The sequence below is a fragment of the Phreatobacter sp. GW821-FHT04C01 genome (genome assembly GCF_059420385.1).
The window spans coordinates 871,355-890,910 of the sequence record NZ_JBWKTP010000001.1; the positions used below are offsets into that span (position 1 = coordinate 871,355).

At 66.8% G+C, this 19,556-nt stretch carries 19 protein-coding genes; 14 read left to right on the plus strand and 5 right to left on the minus strand.

Going from position 1 to position 19,556, the window contains the following annotated elements; translation table 11 throughout:
- Window positions 1-18 precede the first annotated feature (18 nt).
- From AC07WJ_RS04105 to leuD, 3 genes are read left to right on the plus strand one after another with little or no spacing between them, the layout of a single operon-like run.
- A complete protein-coding gene (locus AC07WJ_RS04105; RefSeq protein ID WP_494933244.1) occupies window positions 19-588 on the plus strand; it encodes an NADPH-dependent FMN reductase in 570 nt (189 codons plus the stop codon).
- Complete coding sequence (gene leuC / locus AC07WJ_RS04110) at window positions 578-2,032, plus strand: 3-isopropylmalate dehydratase large subunit (protein WP_494933245.1); 1,455 nt, start codon at window positions 578-580, stop codon at window positions 2,030-2,032. Before AC07WJ_RS04105 ends, leuC begins: the two co-directional genes overlap by 11 nt.
- Before the next feature lie 2 nt (window positions 2,033-2,034).
- Window positions 2,035-2,628 (plus strand): 3-isopropylmalate dehydratase small subunit, encoded by a 594-nt coding sequence (gene leuD, locus AC07WJ_RS04115; RefSeq protein ID WP_494933246.1) that lies wholly within the window; start codon window positions 2,035-2,037, stop codon window positions 2,626-2,628.
- 6 nt (window positions 2,629-2,634) lie between these two features.
- On the opposite strand, the gene AC07WJ_RS04120 is transcribed toward leuD, so the two are convergent.
- Entirely contained in the window at window positions 2,635-3,555 is a 921-nt protein-coding gene (locus AC07WJ_RS04120) for a hydrogen peroxide-inducible genes activator (RefSeq protein WP_494933833.1), read from the minus strand.
- A 101-nt stretch (window positions 3,556-3,656) separates the two neighbouring features.
- Between AC07WJ_RS04120 and AC07WJ_RS04125 the strand changes: the two genes are divergently transcribed.
- The 8 genes from AC07WJ_RS04125 (at window position 3,657) to AC07WJ_RS04160 (ending at window position 11,975) form a co-directional block, all read left to right on the plus strand.
- A complete protein-coding gene (locus AC07WJ_RS04125) occupies window positions 3,657-5,135 on the plus strand; it encodes a catalase (RefSeq protein ID WP_494933247.1) in 1,479 nt (492 codons plus the stop codon).
- 91 nt (window positions 5,136-5,226) lie between these two features.
- Complete coding sequence (locus AC07WJ_RS04130; RefSeq protein WP_494933248.1) at window positions 5,227-5,430, plus strand: hypothetical protein; 204 nt, start codon at window positions 5,227-5,229, stop codon at window positions 5,428-5,430.
- A gap of 61 nt (window positions 5,431-5,491) precedes the next feature.
- The gene (locus tag AC07WJ_RS04135) at window positions 5,492-6,409 is read left to right on the plus strand and encodes a polyprenyl synthetase family protein (RefSeq protein ID WP_494933249.1); all 918 of its coding nucleotides are present in this window, start codon (window positions 5,492-5,494) and stop codon (window positions 6,407-6,409) included.
- 90 nt (window positions 6,410-6,499) lie between these two features.
- Entirely contained in the window at window positions 6,500-8,017 is a 1,518-nt protein-coding gene (locus AC07WJ_RS04140) for an ABC transporter substrate-binding protein (RefSeq protein ID WP_494933250.1), read from the plus strand.
- 203 nt (window positions 8,018-8,220) lie between these two features.
- On the plus strand, window positions 8,221-9,138 hold the full coding sequence (locus AC07WJ_RS04145; protein WP_494933251.1) for an ABC transporter permease: 918 nt from the start codon (window positions 8,221-8,223) through the stop codon (window positions 9,136-9,138).
- 1 nt (window position 9,139) lies between these two features.
- A complete protein-coding gene (locus AC07WJ_RS04150) occupies window positions 9,140-10,039 on the plus strand; it encodes an ABC transporter permease (protein WP_494933252.1) in 900 nt (299 codons plus the stop codon).
- Entirely contained in the window at window positions 10,036-11,001 is a 966-nt protein-coding gene (locus tag AC07WJ_RS04155; RefSeq protein ID WP_494933253.1) for an ABC transporter ATP-binding protein, read from the plus strand. Before AC07WJ_RS04150 ends, AC07WJ_RS04155 begins: the two co-directional genes overlap by 4 nt.
- On the plus strand, window positions 10,998-11,975 hold the full coding sequence (locus AC07WJ_RS04160; RefSeq protein ID WP_494933254.1) for an ABC transporter ATP-binding protein: 978 nt from the start codon (window positions 10,998-11,000) through the stop codon (window positions 11,973-11,975). The genes AC07WJ_RS04155 and AC07WJ_RS04160 overlap by 4 nt, the downstream gene beginning before the upstream one ends.
- 75 nt (window positions 11,976-12,050) lie before the next feature.
- Here AC07WJ_RS04160 and AC07WJ_RS04165 read toward each other — a convergent pair whose 3' ends face one another.
- Complete coding sequence (locus AC07WJ_RS04165) at window positions 12,051-12,293, minus strand: hypothetical protein (protein ID WP_494933255.1); 243 nt, start codon at window positions 12,291-12,293, stop codon at window positions 12,051-12,053.
- Between the two features lie 160 nt (window positions 12,294-12,453).
- Here AC07WJ_RS04165 and AC07WJ_RS04170 point away from each other — a divergent pair, with 160 nt between their 5' ends.
- Window positions 12,454-13,848: a M20 family metallopeptidase gene (locus tag AC07WJ_RS04170; protein WP_494933256.1), complete on the plus strand. Its 1,395-nt coding sequence runs from the start codon at window positions 12,454-12,456 to the stop codon at window positions 13,846-13,848.
- A gap of 124 nt (window positions 13,849-13,972) precedes the next feature.
- Here AC07WJ_RS04170 and AC07WJ_RS04175 read toward each other — a convergent pair whose 3' ends face one another.
- A complete protein-coding gene (locus AC07WJ_RS04175) occupies window positions 13,973-14,374 on the minus strand; it encodes a c-type cytochrome (protein WP_494933257.1) in 402 nt (133 codons plus the stop codon).
- 136 nt (window positions 14,375-14,510) lie between these two features.
- A complete protein-coding gene (typA, locus tag AC07WJ_RS04180) occupies window positions 14,511-16,337 on the minus strand; it encodes a translational GTPase TypA (protein ID WP_494933258.1) in 1,827 nt (608 codons plus the stop codon).
- Between the two features lie 643 nt (window positions 16,338-16,980).
- Between typA and AC07WJ_RS04185 the strand changes: the two genes are divergently transcribed.
- Together AC07WJ_RS04185 and AC07WJ_RS04190 are read left to right on the plus strand one after the other, a co-directional pair.
- On the plus strand, window positions 16,981-17,346 hold the full coding sequence (locus AC07WJ_RS04185) for a hypothetical protein (protein WP_494933259.1): 366 nt from the start codon (window positions 16,981-16,983) through the stop codon (window positions 17,344-17,346).
- 34 nt (window positions 17,347-17,380) lie between these two features.
- The gene (locus AC07WJ_RS04190; protein ID WP_494933260.1) at window positions 17,381-18,568 is read left to right on the plus strand and encodes a cupin domain-containing protein; all 1,188 of its coding nucleotides are present in this window, start codon (window positions 17,381-17,383) and stop codon (window positions 18,566-18,568) included.
- Window positions 18,569-18,598: 30 nt separating this feature from the next.
- Here AC07WJ_RS04190 and AC07WJ_RS04195 read toward each other — a convergent pair whose 3' ends face one another.
- On the minus strand, window positions 18,599-19,501 hold the full coding sequence (locus AC07WJ_RS04195; RefSeq protein WP_494933261.1) for a LysR family transcriptional regulator: 903 nt from the start codon (window positions 19,499-19,501) through the stop codon (window positions 18,599-18,601).
- Window positions 19,502-19,556 lie beyond the last annotated feature (55 nt).

The window sequence follows — 19,556 nt, forward strand, 5'->3', positions numbered from 1 at the left end:
CCAGGGAGTTGAACGGCCATGGCTCAGTATCGTCCCTACATCGTCGGCATCGGCGGCACCACCTCCGACAATTCCTCCAGCGAGAAGGCGTTGATGACCGCCTTGCGTCACGCCGAGGCAGGCGGCGCCGATATCGCGGCCTTCGTTTCGGCGGATCTGGATTTTCCCAATTATGGCGCGGGCAGGCTCTCCGACGACCGGGCGATCCGTCTGGTCGATGCCGTCCGGCGCTGCGACGGCCTGATCATCTCGACCCCGGCCTATCACGGCATCATGTCCGGGATGATCAAGAATGCCCTGGACTGCGTCGAGGAACTGCGCGGCGACACGCGGCCCTATCTCGACGGCCGGGCGATCGGCACGATCGTGTGCGCCTATGGCGACCAGGCCATGGGGACGACGCTGGCCAGCCTGCGCGCGGTGATCCACGCCTTGCGCGGATGGCCGACCCCGATGGGCGTGGCGATCAATTCGAGCGAGTGCCGGTTCGACGCCGAGGGCCACTGTTCCAACCCCGATATCGATGCGCGCCTGCGGCTGCTCGCCCAGCAAACACTCGGGTTCGCGAGGTTCTCCCATGTCGCCTGAACCGATCTCGCCTGAACCGATCTCGCCTGAACCGATAGCCGCCGGCGTGACCGGGCCGCGGTCGCTCTTCGACAAGCTTTGGGCGCGGCACTCCGTGATGGAGCATCCGATCGCCGGTACGCTGCTCTATATCGACCGGCATCTGCTGCATGAGGGGTCGCGCAATGGATTTGCGCTGCTCAAGCGCAAGGGGCTGCCGGTTCGGCGTCCCGACCTGACGACGGCGACCGCCGACCATTACGCGCCGACCGATGGCCGCAGCGTCGACGCGATCGATGTCCGGTCGCGCCGCGAAGTGATCTCCGACCTCGGCGCCAATACAGCGGCGGCCGGGATCAGGCTGTTCGACCTCGCCCATCCACGCCAGGGCATCGTTCACGTCATCGGGCCGGAACTCGGTCTGAGCCTGCCGGGCCTGACGGTGATCTGCGGCGATAGCCATACCGCTACGCATGGCGCCCTGGGGGCGCTGGCCTTCGGCGTCGGCGCGTCGCAGGTTGCCCATGCGCTGGCGACACAGACGCTCTGGCAGAAGAAGCCGAAGCAGATGCGCATCCGCGTGACCGGCGAACTCCGGCCGCGGGTCACCGCGAAGGACCTGATCCTGACGGTCATCGCGCGGATCGGCGCCGCCGGCGGCACGGGTTTTGCCATCGAATATTGCGGACCGGCGGTGGAAGCGCTGTCGATCGAAGGACGCCTGACGCTCTGCAACATGACCATCGAGGCGGGCGCCAAATTCGGCCTGGTCGCGCCGGATGAAAAGACCTTCGCCTATGTGAAGGGGCGTCCGTTCAGTCCAACGGGCGATCAATGGCACGCGGCGGTCGCGTCCTGGCGCGGGCTGGCGAGTGAGGACGATGCGCATTTCGACCGGGAGGTCGAGATTGACGCCCGCACGGTGGAACCGATGGTCACCTGGGGTACCAGCCCGGAGGACGGCGTATCGGTCAACGGCCATGTGCCGGACCCGATCGCGATCGCCGATCCGTCGCGTCGCGCCAGCAAAGGTGAGGCACTCGACTATATGGGCCTGTCGGGCGGCACGCCGATCGCGGATATCCGGTTCGACCGGGTGTTCATCGGCTCCTGCACCAATGGACGCATCGAGGACCTGCGTGCCGCCGCCGAGGTGGTTCGCGGCCGCCGGGCGGTCATTCCGGCCCTGGTCGTGCCGGGCTCGATGGCCGTGCGCGCCGCCGCGGAAGCCGAAGGGCTGGACCGGGTCTTCTTGGAGGCCGGTCTGGAATGGCGCATGTCGGGATGTTCGATGTGCGTGGGCATGAACGGTGATCTGGCCAAGGCGGGCGAACGCTGCGCCTCGACCTCCAACCGCAATTTCGTCGGGCGGCAGGGTGCCGGCGTCCGCACCCATCTCATGAGCCCTGCCATGGCTGCCGGTGTTGCCCTGCACGGCCATGCGGTCGACGTGACGAGGTCCTGACCATGCTGGCATTCACCCGATTGCAATCGGTCGCCGTGCCCCTGGCCCTCGACAATGTCGATACCGATCAGATCCTTCCCGCCCGCTTCCTGGTGCAAAAGCGCGAGCTCGGCTACGAGGCCTATTGCTTTCGTGACCTGCGCTATTTCGCCGATGGCACGGAGCGGCCGGATTTCGTGCTGAACCAGGCCATCTATCGCGGCGCGCAGGTGCTGGTGGCCGGCGCGAATTTCGGCTGCGGCTCGTCACGCGAGGGCGCGGTCTATGCCTTGCAGGACATTGGCGTCCGGGCGGTCATCGCCGAGAGCTTCGGCGATATTTTTTATCAGAACGCCCTGATCAACGGAGTGCTGCCGGTTCATCTGGCGGCCGAGCCCATGCAGGCCTTGCTCGCGGCGATGCGTGCGGAACCGGGCGTGAAGGTCGCGATCGATCTCCCGAGCCAGACGGTCACCATGCCCGGCGGCATGGCCCTCGACTTCCGCATCGATGCTTTTCGGAAGCACTGCCTGCTGGAAGGCCTCGACGAGATCGACTTCACGATCAATTACATGCGCGAGATCGAACAATATGAAGCCAGGCCGGGGGCGGCCTGAGATGCCCTAGGTCCTTGTCGCATCGGCGCGGACGGGAAAGGCCGGCCGGGCCGAGACGATCATCCGGCCGAGCTCGACGAAGTCGCGCTTGCGCGGCGAGGTGGCGCGCCAGGCGAGGCCGAGGACGCGATGCGGCTCGGGATCGGCGAAACGCATCAGCTTGAGCGGACCGTGGCGGGCCTCGACCTCGACGCAGATCTCCGGAAGCAAGGTCAGGCCGAGGCCGTTGGCCACCATCTGGACCAGGGTCGACAGGCTGGAGGCGCCGAAAGTGTCGATGTTCTCGACCTTGCGCAGGCTGCAGAAGGTCAGCGCCTGATCGCGCAGGCAGTGGCCTTCCTCGAGCAGCAGCAGGCGATCGTCCTTCAGCAGGTCGGGCGTTGCCTGCACCCGGCCGTGCATCTGGCGCGAGGCCGGAAGCGCCAGCAGGAAGCGGTCCTCGAACAGCCTGATCGTCTCGATGTCGGGATGCTCGACCGGCAGCGCCGCGAGCAGCAGGTCGAGGCCGCCATCGAGCAATTCGCTGGTGAGCTGGCGGGTCTGGGTTTCCCGGATATGGACCTCGAGATCGGGGAAGGCGTCGCGCAGCAGCGGCAGGAAGCGCGGCAGCAAATAGGGCGCGACCGAGGGAATCACCCCGAGGCGCAGGGTGCCGGACAGCCGCGCGCCGCGATGGTGGGCATAGTCCCGGAGATCGCGGATATCAGCGAGGATGCGCTGGGCGCGGCGCGCGATCTCGCGCCCGTCCTCGGTCAGTTGCACACCTTTGCGCCGCCGTTCGACGAGCTGGAGTTTCAGCTCCTTTTCCAGATCCTGGATCTGCATGGAGAGCGCCGGCTGGGTGATCGCGCAGTGCTCGGCGGCCTGGCCAAAATGTTTCAGGCGGGCGACCGCATCGAAGTATCGGAGCTGTTTGAAGGAAATCATTTCGATCAGTTTTTCTGATTGAGACGGCAGGATAATCCGATTGGCCTTGATCGACAAGCGGTGCCTAGAACCATTCCATCCAATCTCGATGGAACCTTCCAATGCCCCAGAAACCGACCCTGACCACCTCCGCCGGCGCACCGGTTTCCGACAATCAGAATTCGCTGAGCGCGGGAGCGCGCGGGCCGCTGCTGCTGCAGGACTACCAGCTGCTGGAGAAACTGGCGCATCAGAACCGCGAGCGGATCCCCGAGCGCGTGGTTCACGCCAAGGGCTGGGGCGCCCATGGCTCGCTGACCATCACCAACGACATCAGCCGCTATTCGCGGGCCGGCCTGTTCGCCAAGATCGGCCAGAAGACCGATCTGATGCTGCGCTTCTCGACGGTGGCGGGCGAGTTGGGCGCGGCCGACGCCGAGCGCGACGTGCGTGGCTTCGCCGTCAAGTTCTATACGCAGGAAGGCAATTGGGACCTGGTCGGCAACAACACACCGGTGTTCTTCGTCCGCGACCCGCTGAAGTTTCCCGACTTCATCCACACCCAGAAGCGCCATCCGCGCACCAATCTGCGGTCGCCGACGGCGATGTGGGATTTCTGGTCGCTGTCGCCGGAGAGCCTGCACCAGGTGACCATCCTGATGTCGGACCGTGGCCTGCCGGTCGCCCCGATGTTCATGAACGGCTATGGCTCGCACACCTATTCGATGGTCAATGCCGGCCAAGAGCGGTTCTGGGTCAAGTTCCACTTCAAGACCCAGCAGGGCCATAAGTTCCATACCAATGCCGAGGGTGGCCAGGTCATCGCCCGCTCGCGCGAGAGCTACCAGGAGGAATTGTTCGGCGCGATCGAGCGCGGCCAGTTCCCGCGCTGGACCATGTGCATCCAGGTCATGCCGGAGGCCGATGCCGGCAAGACCTCCTACAACCCGTTCGACCTGACCAAGGTCTGGCCGCATGCCGACTATCCCTTGATCGAGGTCGGCGTGCTCGAGCTCAACCGCAACCCGGACAATTATTTCGCCGAGGTCGAGCAGGTCGCCTTCTCGCCGTCCAACGTCGTGCCGGGCATCGGCTTCTCGCCGGACAAGATGCTGCAGGCGCGCATCTTTTCTTATGCCGATGCCCATCGCTACCGGCTGGGCACCCATTACGAGGCGCTGCCGGTGAATGCGCCGCGCTGCCCGGTGCATCATTATCACAAGGACGGGGCGATGCGGTTCTTCCGCAACGACACCGGCAATCCGGATGCCTATTACGAGCCGAATTCGGTCAACGGCCCGGCCGAGGCGCCCGAATATCGCGAGCCGCCGCTGGCGATATCGGGCGATGCCGACCGCTACGACCATCGCGCCGGCAATGACGACTACACCCAGCCGGGCAACCTGTTCCGGCTGATGACGCCGGCCGAGCGCAACCGCCTGATGGACAATATCGCCGAGGCCATGCAGGGCGTGCCGGTCGCGATCGTCAAGCGCCAGGTCGGCCATTTCTACCGTTGCGATCCGGACTACGGCATCGGGGTTGCCACCCGCATGGGCCTCGGCGTCACCGACCTGCCGGGGACGCTCGCCGCCGAATGAGCCGTCCCACCCCGTGATCCAGGCGCCGCCGGCCCCGGCCGGCGCCGCCAGGCTTCGCATGCCGCATTTCCCTCTTCACAAGGATCATCCCATGGCCGTCGCCCAGCATGCCCAGTCGAACCGTTCCGATGTGGTCAGCGAGTTCATCACCGAAGCCCGGGTCGAGGCGCTGAACAGCGCGCTGTCGGATCGCGGCATCGCCGCCGACCGGATCATCTCGATCCTGCCGGTGTCCGGCCAGACGCTGATCAATGCGTCACCGGCACAGTTCCGCGTGCTCTACCGGCTGAACTGAGCCGGTCCCGGGGCGGCGCGCGGGACTTGACGCGCGCGCCGTCCTCGGCCACGCCTCGGCCATGTTCGAGACGCGCCTGACCCATGTCGCTTCCCTGGTCGAAGCGGTACTCCACGATATCCTGTCCGATGCCGTGCGCAGCGGCGAGACCGCTCGCCCGGCGCGGCTCATCGGCGCCATGCGCCATGGCGTGCTCGGCGGCGGCAAGCGGCTCAGGCCCTTGCTGGTGGTCGAGGCCGCCGGCCTGTTTGGCGTCGCCGAGGCCCAGGCGCTGCGCGCCGGCGCGGCGCTCGAACTGATCCATTGCTATTCGCTCGTCCATGACGACCTGCCGGCCATGGACGATGACGATCTGCGCCGTGGCCAGCCCACCGTGCACCGGGCCTATGACGAGGCGACCGCGATCCTGGCCGGCGACGCGCTGCAGACGCTGGCCTTCGAGGTGATGGCCGACAGCGCGGTTCATGCCGACCCGCAGGTCAGGGCGGAACTGGTGCTGCTGCTCGCGCGCGCCACCGGGCTCGGCGGCATGGCGGGCGGCCAGATGCTCGATCTCGAAGCCGAAGGGCGCTTCGCCGGCGGCGTGCCCCTGGCGCTGGCGGAAGCCGAGATCCGCCGGTTGCAGGCGATGAAGACCGGTGCGCTCATTCGTTTCGCCTGTCTTGCCGGTGCCGTGCTCGGCGGAGCACGCGGCACCGAGCGGGCCTCGCTCGAAGCCTATGGTGCGACCATTGGCCTTGCCTTCCAGATCGCCGACGACCTGATCGACCACGAGGGTGATGCGCTGAGCGCCGGCAAGGCGACCGGCAAGGACGCCGCGCGCGGCAAGGGCACACTGGTGTCGCTGCATGGCGCGGCCTGGGCACGCGCCGAACTCGCCCGCCTGGTCGCGGTGGCCGAAGGCCATCTCGCGCCCTTCGGGGCCAAGGCCGGCACGCTTGGCGCGGCTGCCCGCTTTATTGCCTTCCGGCAGGTCTGATGCACAGGTTGTCGCCTTGACAATTTTTTGTGCGGACCACCAGGATCAGGATAATCCCTGACTACAGGGTAAGACAGAATGAGGGTGGCGATGAGGCGTTTTTGGGGGCTGGTGCTCGGCGCGGCCGTTTTGATGGGGCTGGCCATGCCGGCGGAGGCGCAGAAGCGCGCCAATACGGTGCGGTTCGGCTATGATCAGGTGCCTGAGAACGTCGACCCTTATTACAACAGCGTCCGTATCGGCGTGATCCTCGGTCAGCAGGTCTGGGACACGCTGATCTATCGCGATCCCAAGACCAATGAATATCGCGGCCAGCTCGCCACCGCCTGGCGCTGGATCGACGACCGCACGCTGGAGCTCGACCTGCGCCAGGGCGTGAAATTCCACAATGGCGAGGAATTCGACGCCGACGACGTGGTGTTCACGCTGAACTTCGTCTCCGATCCCGCCAACAAATCGGTGACCCAGCAGAATGTCAGCTGGATCCAGCGGGTCGACAAGATCGACAAGTTCAAGGTCCGCATCGTCACGCGCCGGCCGTTCCCGGCGGCCATCGAATATCTCGCCGGCCCGATCGTCATTCACCCGAATGAATATTATGCCCAGGTCGGCCCGCGCGGCATGAACGAGAAGCCGATCGGCACCGGCCCTTACCGGGTCGTCGACCACCAGATCGGCAAGCAGATCTCGCTGCGGCGCAATCCCGATTATTTCCGCGACAGCCCGAAACCGCAGCCGACGATCGAGAACGTCGTCATCCGCTTCATTCCCGATCGCCAGACCCAGGTCGCCGAAATGCTGGCCGGCGGGCTCGATTTCATCATGAACATCGCGCCCGACCAGGCGACGCAGATGCGCGCCGTGCCGAGCCTGCAGATCGTCTCGGGCGAGACCATGCGCATCGCCTTCCTGCAGATGGCGACCTCCGAGCAATCGCCGACGCCGGCGCTGCGCGACATCCGCGTCCGCCGGGCGATCAACCACGCCATCGATCGCCAGACCATGGCGACGCAGCTGGTCGGCCCGGGCTCGCAGGTGCTGAACGCCATTTGCTTCCGCAGCCAGTTCGGCTGCGACGATTCAAAGGCGACGCAGTACGCCTATGATCCCGCCAAGGCGCGCCAATTGCTCGCCGAAGCCGGCTTCCCCAATGGCTTCGAGCTGGAGCTGCACTCCTATCGCGAGCGCAACCAGGCCGAGGCGATGATCAACTACCTGCGCGCCGTCGGCATTCGCGCGACCTTGCGTTTCGGCCAATATGCGACGTTCCGCGAGCAGAACCGCGCCAATCGCGTCGGCCTGGCGCACCAGACCTGGGGCTCGTTCTCGGTCAACGACACCTCGGCCTCGACCTCGGTGTTCTACAAAGGCGTCGACGACGACGTGACGCGCGATCCCGAGCTGATCGCGCTTCTGTCGCGCGGCGACACGGTGACCGATCCGGAGCAGCGCAAGGCCGCCTATCGCGATGCGCTGGCGCGCATTTCGGAACAGGCCTATTCGGTGCCGCTCTATTCGCTCGTCACCTTCTATGCCGCGACCAAGGACCTCGAATTCACGCCCTATCCGGACGAGATGCCGCGGTTCTGGGAAATGCGCTGGCGGTAACGGATGCCGGCCGGCTTTGCGGCCGGCCGCTCCTTTGCGCCCGTGAAGGACGGGCCTGAATGGCAGGACAGCACCTGGGGCGCGACCACCGCCCCAGGTGCAGCTTTTCAAGCGCCTGTTTTCAAGCTCTTCTTGGCCCGCTCTCCCTTCCCAACTCCTGGCCGGCACCTGGCCGGGCACGGGACGTCAGGACGACTGAACCGATGTTGATCTATACGCTGAAGCGATTGGGGCTCGCCGCGCTGGTCGCGTTCGCGGTCTCGGCGCTCGCCTTCCTCCTGCTGCGCCTCTCGGGCGATGTCGCCATCGCGATCGCCGGCGAGGGCGCGCGCGCCGAGGACATCGCGATGATCCGCCAGCAATATGGCCTCGACCGGCCCTTGCTGCTGCAATATCTGGAATGGCTCGGCCGGACGATCACCGGCGATTTCGGTCAGTCGCTTTATTTCAAGTCGCCGGTGGTCAACCTGATCAGCGAGAAGATCGGCACGACCCTCATTCTCGGCTTGTTGTCGATCGGTTTCGCGCTGGTCGTTTCGATCCCGCTCGGGGTCATGGCGGCGATCTGGCAGAATTCCTGGATCGACCGGCTCTGCCTCGCCATTGCCGTGGTCGGCCAGGCGCTGCCCAATTTCTTCTTCGCTTTGTGCCTGATCATGGTTTTCGCGATCGGCCTGCGCTGGCTGCCGGTCTCGGGGGCCGATGGCTGGGAAAACTTCGTCATGCCGACGATCGCGCTCGGCTATTACGTCACGCCGCCGTTCATGCGGCTGATCCGCGCCGGCATGATCGACGTGCTCGCCTCCGACTATGTCCGCACCGCGCGCGCCAAGGGCCTGCCGGCCTCGACCGTGGTGATCAAGCACGCCCTGCGCAACGCGCTGGTCCCGGTGGTGGCGCTGACCGCGGTGCAGATGGGCTTCCTGCTCGGCGGTTCGATCGTGGTGGAGACGGTGTTTGCGCTCGATGGACTCGGCTATCTCGCCTACCAGGCGATCAGCCAGAAGGATTTTCCGGTGATCCAGGCCGTGCTGATGCTTCTGTCGGTCGGCTATGTCGGGCTGACGCTCGCCGCCGATCTGGTCAATGCCTGGCTCGATCCGCGCATCAGGGTGGCATGAGATGACCGACGCAACCCAGACCAATGTGTTCGACGTCAAGGAGCCCTCGGCCGCGCTGCGACTGTGGCGGCGGATCAAGGGCCACAAGGGCCTGCTGTTCGGCTCCGGCCTGTTCCTGGTGATCCTGCTGATGGCGCTGACCGCGCCTGTGGTCGCGCCGCACGATCCCTATGCCCAGGACCTGATGAACCGGCTGGTGCCGCCGTTCTGGTACGAGCGCGGTACCTGGGCGCATCCGCTCGGCACCGACAATCTCGGCCGCGACTATCTCTCGCGCCTGCTCTACGGCGCGCAGATCTCGCTGCTGATCGGTTTCGCCGTGATGGTGATCTCGGGCACCATCGGCACCGCGCTCGGCCTGTCGGCCGGCTATTTCGGCGGCCGCGTCGACATGGCGATCACCTTCCTGGTGACCACCCGGCTGGCGCTGCCGGTGGTGCTGGTGGCGCTCGCCGTGGTGTCGATGGTCGGCGGCACGCTCTTTATCGTCATCGCGGTGCTCGGCTTCCTCAAATGGGACCGTTTCGCCGTGGTCATGCGCTCGGCGACCCAGCAGGTGCGTTCGCTCGACTATGTCGCGGCGGCGGAAGCGGCCGGCGCCTCCAAGGCGCGCATCATTTTCGGCGAGATCCTGCCCAATGTCGCGCCGCAGCTGATCGTGGTGGCAACCGTGGAAGCGGCCAGCGCCATCCTGCTCGAAGCCGCCCTGTCGTTCCTGGGCCTCGGCGTGCAGCCGCCGCTGCCGTCCTGGGGCCTGATGATTTCCGAGGCCAAGAATTTCATGTTCTTCTCGTTCTGGCTGATCGCCATCCCGGGCAGCGCGCTGGCGCTGCTGGTCCTCGCCATCAACATGATGGGCGACGGCCTGCGCGATGTGACCGCGCCGGAGGGGCGCTCGTGACCGCGGTTCTCGAGGTTGAAGACCTGAAGGTCGATCTGGCGGTCGCCGCCGGCACCCTGCATGCGGTGCGCGGCGTGTCGTTCTCGATCGCACGCGGCGAGACGCTCTGCCTCGTCGGCGAAAGCGGCTGCGGCAAGTCGATGACCGCCTTGTCGGTGATGGACCTGCTGCCGCCGCGCGCCATGCGTTCGGCGCGCCGGCTGTCGCTTGCGGGCGAAGACCTGGTCGCGGCCGGGCCGAAGCGCTGGAACGCGCTGCGCGGCGACCGGATGGGCATGATCTTCCAGGAGCCGATGACCGCGCTCAACCCGGCCTATACGATCGGCGACCAGCTGATGGAGCATCACCGGCTGCACAAGGGGTCGAGCGCAAGCGCGGCGCGCGAGCGCGCGGTGTTCCTGCTCGAGAAGGTCGGCATCGCCAATGCCACCCAGCGGCTCGGCCAATATCCGCATCAGCTGTCCGGCGGCCTGCGCCAGCGGGTGATGATCGCCATGGCGCTGATGTGCGGACCGGACCTGATCGTGGCGGACGAGCCGACCACCGCGCTCGACGTGACCATCCAGGCGCAGATCCTGCGCCTGCTGATGGACCTGCAGAAGGAGTTCGGCATCGCGCTGCTGCTGATCACCCACGATCTCGGCGTGGTCGCCCGCATGGCCCACAAGGTCGCGGTCATGTATGCCGGCGAGATCGTCGAGAGCGGCACTTCGGCCGAGGTGTTCAACGCGCCGAAACATCCCTACACGCTCGGCCTGATGGAATGCATCCCGGTGCCCGGCCGCACCTTGCCCGGCGAACGGCTCGGCTCGATTCCCGGCGTGGTGCCGTCGCTGGTCGGCGATATCGGCGGCTGCGTCTTCCGCACCCGCTGCAAGCTCGCCGAGGAGGCCTGCGCCGCGCCGGTGCCCCGGCGTCGCGACGGCGATCACGCCTGGTCCTGCCTGAAGGTGGCGGCATGAGCACGCTTCTGACCATTTCCAACGTCTCGCGCACCTTCCAGGTCAGCCAGGGCCTGTTTTCCAAAAAGAAGACGCTGCATGCCGTCAACGGCATCGACCTGACGGTCGAGAAGGGCGAAGTGCTCGGCATTGTCGGCGAAAGCGGCTGCGGCAAGTCGACGCTCGCCAAGATGGTGCTGGGCCTGTTGCCGGCGACTTCGGGCGAGATCGCGCTCGAAGGCGCCGACATGCGCGGCCTCGACCGCAAGGCGGTGGCCAGGCGCATCCAGCCGGTGTTTCAGGATCCCTATTCCTCGCTCAATCCGCGCAAGACGATCGCCTCGATCGTCGCCTTTCCGCTGCTCGTGCACGGTTTCGGCAATGGCGAGGCGCGGCGCGACAAGGCGCTCGCCATTCTCGACAAGGTCGGCCTGCCCAAGCGTTTCGCCGACCGCTATCCGAACCAGCTCTCGGGCGGCCAGCGCCAGCGCGTGGCGATCGCGCGCGCCCTGGTGATGGAGCCGGAGCTGGTGGTCTGCGACGAGCCGACCTCGGCGCTCGACGTTTCCGTGCAGTCGCAGATCCTCAATCTGCTGATGGATCTGCGGCGCGATCTCGGGCTGACCTATGTGTTCATCTCGCACAATCTGGCCGTGGTCGAGCATATCGCGACGCGGGTCGCGGTGATGTATCTCGGCCGCGTGGTCGAACTCACCGACACCGCCACGCTCTTCAAGGCGCCGCGCCATCCCTATACCAAGGCCCTGCTGCAATCGGTGCTGACGCCGGAACCGGGCGCCGGCATTCCCGAGACCGGGCTTGGCCTGGCCTTTCCCGATCCGCTCAATCCGCCGCCCGGCTGTGCCTTCAATCCGCGCTGTCCGGACGCTTTCGCCACATGCCGCACACTTGCGCCGCGGTCGGTCAAGGACACGGCAGGCCTTGTCGCCTGCCATCTCCACGATCCCGAGAGGTCGCGGGCCGCGGCGGCCTGAGCCGGGCGCCGTCGGACAGGGGCGGGCAGGGGCCGAAGCCGGATCGACCCGTTGCGGGGCGGCAGCCCTCTGCCGTCAGGGTTTGGCCTGGTTGCGGGCGAATTCCTCGTCGATCTTGCGGATTTCTTCGGCCGGCGCGTCCAGGAGCGGCTGGATCAGGGTGTCCCAGGCACCGAGCTGATGGCCTTGCAGCGATTGCTTGCCTTCGTCGGCGACCTGCTTGGCAAGGTAATAGGCGGGCGAATCCTCGGGGAAACGACCCGCGGCGATATGATCCCGCAGTTTCGCGGCCAGTTCCTCATGATCCCTGGTAGCCATGGCGGTTCTCCTTCAAGCCAAGGACCAACCCGCGGCCTGCCGGCAGGTTCCCTGGAAAAGGCGGTCTCGAATGCGCTGGCGTCCTGGGCGAAGCGCCCGCGCTGCGCTAGCGTGGCGGCATCGTCGAATTCCCCTGTCCAATGCCCCAACCGAGTTTCCGATGACCCGCGCCGCCGCCATATCCGCTGCCGAGAAGACCTTCGACGATGGCCGCCTGAAGGCGATCTTCGCCCGCCGCATCGCCATTCCCACCGAAAGCCAGAACCCCGACCGGGCCGCCGATCTCGCGCGCTACCTGACCGGCGAGATGCAGCCTTCGCTGGAAGCGCTGGGCTTCACCTGCAAGATCCTGACCCATCCCAAGGCCAAGGCGCCGTTTCTGCTCGCCGAGCGGATCGAGGATCCGAGCCTGGTCACCGTGCTCGGCTACGGCCATGGCGACGTCATTCGCGGCCTCGAGGGCCAGTGGAAGGACGGCCGCGACCCCTGGACGCTGGATGACACGGGGACCCGCTGGTACGGCCGCGGCGTGGTCGACAACAAGGGCCAGCACACGATCAATATCGAGGCGCTGCGCTGCGTGCTGGAGACGCGCGGCAAGCTCGGCTTCAACGTGCGCTATCTCATCGAGATGGGCGAGGAGGTCGGCTCGGCCGGCCTGCACGATCTCGCCCGTGAGCACCGCGACCTGTTCAAGGCCGACCTCCTGATCGGCTCGGACGGACCGCGCCTGACCGCCGACCGGCCGACGCTCTGCCTCGGCGCGCGCGGCGGCTATCGCATCGACCTGACCATCAATGCGCGCGAGGGCGGCCATCATTCCGGCAACTGGGGCGGGCTCCTGTCCAACCCAGCCGTGCGGCTCGCCCATGCCATCTCGACCATTATCGGGCCGACCGGCCAGGTGCTGGTGCATGAGCTGCTCCCGGACGAACTGCCGGCATCGGTGAAGCGGGCGCTCGCCGATATCGAGCCGGCGAGCATTCCCGGCGGACCGCAGATCGAGCCCTGGTGGGGCGAGGTCGGCTTCACGCCGGCCGAAAAGGTCTATGGCTGGAACACGTTCGAGGTGCTGGCCTTCGGTTCCGGCGACATCGCCAATCCGCAGAACGCCGTGCCGCCCTCGGCCAAGGCGGCCTGCCAGATCCGCACCGTGGTCGGCTCCAACCCCGATGGCTTCATGCCGGCGATCCGGCGCCATCTCGCCCGCCACGGCTTTCCCGATGTCGAGGTGTCGAGCGGCCGCGACGCGGCGTTCAAGGCGACCCGCACCGATCCCGACCACCCCTGGGTGCAGTGGGCGGCGGCCTCGATCGCCGAGACCACGGGCAAGAAGCCGGCGGTCATTCCCAACGCCGGCGGCTCGCTGCCCAACGACGTCTTCGCCGAGATCCTGGGCATGCCGACCATCTGGGTGCCGCATTCCTATCCGGGCTGCTCGCAGCATGCGCCGAACGAACACGTACCCTCGGCGCTGGTGCGCGAGGCGATCAGCCTGATGGCGGGGCTCTATTGGGACCTCGGCGAGGGTGGCCATCCCAAGGTCGTGCGATAGGTTCAGGAGCTGGGGCGCGCCGGCCATCGCGGTGCCGGCCGTGCCCCGATCGCCGGGCCACCTCAAGGGCACAAAAGGAAACGGCGCCAGATGGCGCCGTTTGCATGACCGGTCGGTGCGAAGCCTATTGGGCCGGCTTGCCGTCGGCGGCGAAGGTTTTCAGATAGGCGATCAGGTCGGTGATCTGCTGGTCGTTACGCAAGCCGGCGAAGACCATGCGGGTGCCCGGCGTGACGCCGCGCGGATCGCGGATATAGGTGGTGAAGTTCTCTTCGCTCCAGACCTTCGAGGCGACCTCCGGCCGCTTGTAGGCGTCTGAATAATTGTAGCCCGGGGCTGTGCCGGCGGTCCGGCCGATCAGGCCGTTGAGTTCCGGCCCGACACCGTTGCGCGCGGTCGGCCCGATCTGATGGCAGGCCCGGCACTGGGCGAAGACGCGCTGGCCGGCGGCGGCATCCTGGGCGGAGGCGAGCTGCGGGGCGGCGGCGACAGCCGCAAAAGCGGCAAGGGCGATCAGGTTGCGCATGGCGTTCCTCGGATGAGCCTGGCCGGCATCTGCGCCGGCCACTCTATACCCATTCTAGTCAATGGGTGAGGTTCACCACAATTCACAACTCGGCGCACCGGTCATTCGCGGCGCGCCGAGACGAGCCGAGCGCGGATCAGCCCACGGCTTCCTTGGACGAGCGCTCGAAACGCTTGCGGTCGTTGGGGTCGAGATAGGTCTTGCGCAGACGGATCGACTTCGGCGTGACCTCGACCAGTTCGTCGTCCTGGATCCAGGCGAGCGCCTTTTCCAGGGTCATGCGGATCGGCGGCGTCAGGCGCACCGCTTCGTCTTTCGAGGTCGTGCGGATATTGGTGAGCTTCTTGCCCTTCAGCACGTTCACTTCGAGGTCGTTGTCGCGGTTGTGGATGCCGATGATCATGCCGCGATAGACACGCACGCCGGGGTCGATGACCATCGGGCCGCGATCTTCCAGGTTCCACATGGCATAAGCGACCGCCTCGCCGATATCGTTGGAGATCAGCACGCCGTTGACGCGGCCGGCGATCTCGCCCCGATAAGGCTCATAGGCATGGAACAGGCGGTTCATGATCGCCGTGCCGCGGGTATCGGTCATCAGCTCGCCCTGATAGCCGATCAGGCCGCGGGTCGGGGCGTGGAACACCAGCCGGAGCCGGTTGCCGCCGGAAGGCCGCATCTCGATCATCTCGGCCTTGCGCTCGCTCATCTTCTGCACGACGACGCCGGAATGCTCCTCGTCGACGTCGATCAGCACTTCCTCGATCGGCTCCAGCGTCACGCCGTCATCGCCCTTCTGAAGGACGACGCGCGGCCGCGACACGGCGATCTCGAAGCCCTCGCGGCGCATGGTCTCGATCAGGATGGCGAGCTGCAATTCGCCGCGGCCGGAGACGAAGAACGAATCCTTGTCCGGGCTCTCCTCGATCTTCAACGTGACATTGCCCTCGGCCTCCTTGAGCAGGCGGTCGCGGATCATGCGGCTGGTGACCTTGTCGCCCTCGGTGCCGGCGAGCGGCGAGTCGTTGACGATGAAGCTCATGGTGACGGTCGGCGGATCGATCGGCTGGGCCTGGATCGGGGTGTCGATCTCGGGCGAGCAGAAGGTGTCGGCGACCGAGCCCTTGGACAGGCCGGCAATGGCGACGATGTCGCCGGCGACGCCCTCCTCGATCGGCTGGCGCTCGATGCCGCGGAAGGCGAGGATCTTGGAGACGCGGCCGGTCTCGACCACGGTGCCGTCACGCGCCAGGACCTTGATCGCCTGGTTCGGCTTGACCGTGCCCGACGAGATCCGGCCGGTGATCATGCGGCCGAGGAAGGGATTGGCCTCGAGCAGCGTGCCGAGCATGCGGAAGCCGCCGGGCTCGACCTTGGCCGGGGGGACGTGCTGCAGCACGAGGTCGAACAGCGGGGCGAGGCCCTGGTCAATCGGGCCCTCGGGCTTGGCGGCCATCCAGCCTTCGCGGCCCGAGCCGTAGAGGATCGGGAAATCGAGCTGGTCGTCGCTGGCGTCGAGCGCGGCAAACAGGTCGAACACCTCGTTGATGACTTCCTGGTGGCGGGCGTCGGGCCGGTCGATCTTGTTGATCGCGACGATCGGGCGCAGACCGATCTTCAGCGCCTTGCCGACCACGAACTTGGTCTGCGGCATCGGGCCTTCGGCGGCGTCGACCAGCACGATGGCGCCGTCGACCATGGACAGGATGCGCTCGACCTCGCCACCGAAATCGGCGTGGCCGGGGGTGTCGACGATATTGATGCGGGTGTCCTTCCAGACGACCGAGGTCGCCTTGGCGAGGATCGTGATGCCGCGTTCCTTCTCGAGGTCGTTCGAATCCATCACGCGCTCAGCCACGCGCTGGTTCTCGCGGAACGAGCCCGATTGCTGGAGCAGCTTGTCGACCAGCGTAGTCTTGCCATGGTCGACGTGGGCGATGATGGCGATATTGCGCATGTTCATGGTGCGGACGTCCGTCGCGGAAAGCGAAAAAGCGGGCCCCCGTGAACCGTGAGCCCGCATGCCTTGCTGCGGTGCACATATAGGAGGCCCGCGCCCGGCGCAACGGCAAGAGCGCAGAACCTGCCCGGAAACGGGCGAAACCGGCTCATGCCGGCCGCCGATCCTCGCATTCTGCGAGGAGCGTCGCATTTTGCAAGTGGCATTCCGCGAGAGCCCGCCGGGGTCTTGCGCGGGAGAACCGACATCTAGCGGGGCGACCGTTAGCCGACCACATCATGTTGATTGGCCCGCTCGCCAACGGCTCTGGCACCGGTCGTGCAGAAACATCTGCGAACCGGCATCTGGTATTGCGTCGCCGGCTCAATGGCTCGGACGGGAGGGGACCGCAATCTGCGACCCCTTGAACGTGGTCTCCTCCCCTCCAATCCGACGCCATGCCGCGAGGCTTCGACCGGCCCTCGCCACTGCGGTGCCTCCCCCGATTTCCCCAATCAGTCCAGACCGTTGACCTGACGTGCCACGTCATCTCGCGAGTTGACGGTAGGTCAATTTTTCTGTTGGTCCGTGCCCGAAGCTGTGGCAGGATTTGACCCGTTCTAATTTCACGCCGCCAGCCGGTCCAAGCGCGGTGTAGGAGTGCACGATGAGCGATGCGACCAATGACAAGGGCATGCAGCAGGATGCCGTGACGCCGGAAACGCCGGCTTCTCCGGACAAGGCCCTGAGCCGCCGCTTGTTCATGTTCAAGACCGCGCTCGGCGCCGCCGCGCTCGTCACGGTCGGGGCCGTGGTCGCCCCGGCGCCGGCCGAAGCCCAGCGGCTGCGGGTGACCGACAGCGATCCCTATGACCGCGAAGGCCGTGGCCGCGGACGCTATATTCGCCGTCGCGGCACCGACAACGATCCCTATGACGCGGAGGGTCGCGGCCGGGTGAGAACCTATCGTCGCCGGGCCCGGATCACCGACAACGACCCGCGCGACCCGCGCGGCGGCGGTCGCGGCTGGTAAGCCGTCCAGCGCAATCTCGTGCATCGAGGATCCTATGACGCTGGCCGCGGAAGCCTTCGCGCTCGCCTTCGGTGACCTGTCCATCGAGGACGGCTTGAAGCTGCGCGAAGCCGGAATCATGCGGCATTTCGTGGCCGCCGACCGCAATCGCTTCGACCGGCTGCTGTCGATCGCCGATCTCGACGCGTTCCTGAAGACCGATGGGGCGCAGATCCCGCGCCTCAGCATGGCCGACAGCGGTCGCAGCGGCAGCGCCAGCGTGCCGGACGAGCTGTTCACCTTTGCCGACGGCAAGGCCGATCCGTCCCGGCTGTTTCCCTTGTTCGACGGCGGCGCGACGCTCGTCGTGTCGCAATTCCACGAATTCCATCCGCCGCTGGCGCGCTTCTGCCGCGGCCTGGAGCGGATCTTCCTGCATGCGGTCCAGGCCAATATCTACCTGACCCCGCCCGGCGCCCAGGGCTTCCGGACCCATTACGATACCCATGACGTCCTGGTGCTGCAGGTCTCCGGCGAGAAGCGCTGGCGGGTCTGGGGCGAGGCGATCGTGCCCGACGCGACGCGCAAGACGCCGTGGAACGGCGCGGTTCACAAGGCCGATCCGGCCGGTGGCCGCGAGGTGGTGCTGCGCGCCGGCGACGTTCTCTACGTGCCGCGCGGCGTGCTGCACGATGCCTCCGTCCAAGGCGGCGGTGAGCCGTCGTTGCATGCCACGATCGGATTGCTGGAACCGAGCTGGGCCGATGCCTTGCGCGCGGCGATCGACCAGGTGGAGGCGCGCGAACCGGCCCTGCGCCAGTCGTTCCGCACCTGGCGGCTGAACGACGAGGCGGCCCGCGCCAAGCTGCCGGCGGCAGCCGCCGAAAGGCTGGCGCTGGTCGCCACCGAGGCCGGGCTCGACCTCGCCTCGATGCAGTTCCTGCAACAGCTGGCAACCGATCGCATGCCGATGTCGGGCCGCGGCCTGCTGGCGCCGGCGCCCGGCGCCGACGACCGGCTGATCCTGGCGGATTCGGTGCACCACTATGTCGTGCCGGTGGGCGATGGCGCGGAACTGCGCTGGGCCGGCGAGGCCGAAAAGCTGACGGGTGCCGAACTCGACTGGCTCGCGGCGCTCGAAGAGGGCGCTACGCCGAGGTCGCTCGGCGGCGAACCGGCGCTGGCTTTTTGCCGCCGCCTGGTGACCCTCGGCATCCTGGTCCGCGACAAGCCCAGGGCCTGAGGCCCCTGTCTTGCGAGAGGCTTCGGCGGGTCACTCCCGACGGCCGCGCTCCAGCACGTCGCGCACGCAGGCGAGGAGGCGGTCGCGCCCGTCATGGCGTTCCTGCGACGACCAGATGGCGCGCGCCTCATGCAGCGCTGTGGTCTCTTCCAACGGCAGGAAGACGGTGCGCGCGATGCCGGCATGGCCAAGCGACCGCGGCACCAGCGCGATGCCGAGTTCATGGGCGACCAGTGACACCACGGTCAGCCAATGACTCACCTCGTGCATGATGCGCGGCTCGATGCCGGCTGCACGGAACAGTCCGAGAATATGGTCGTGATAATGCGGCGCCAGCGGCCGGGCGAAGATGATCAGCGGCTCCAGCGCCAGTGCCCGCAGCGACACGCGTTTGAGCGTCGCCAGCGGATGGGCCGCCGGCAGGCAGCAGACGAAGGGCTCGTCCATGATCAGCAGCGACGCGACGCCCGGCGGCAGCGGCATGCCGTGAATGAAACCGATATCGATCTTGCTCTCGAAGATCGCCGCGAGCTGCGTCGCCGAATTCATCTCGCGGATCTCGACGGTATAGCCGGCATGGCGCTCGCGGAATTCGTGCAGCATGCCGGGCAGGCCGCGAAAGATCATCGAAGGCACCAGGCCGACGCGGACCACGCCGCCGGGGCTGGCGGCGATCTTGCGGGTGAGCGCCTCGGCCTCGGACAATTGCCCGAGCAACATGCGGGCCCGCGCCGCGAAGGTTTCGCCGGCCCGTGTCAGGGTCACGCGGCGGCTGGAGCGTTCGACCAGCTGGACCTGCAGGTCCTCCTCCAGCTGGCGGATGCCGGTGCTCAGCGGCGGCTGCGACATGTTGAGGCGGCGCGCCGCCCGGCCGAAATGCAGCTCTTCGGCGAGCACCGCGAAATAGCGCAATTGACGAAAGGTCGGTGCCATCCGCCTCAAGCCCTCCCGGTGTCATCGATAGCCTTTTCGCTATTGCCGGATGCTA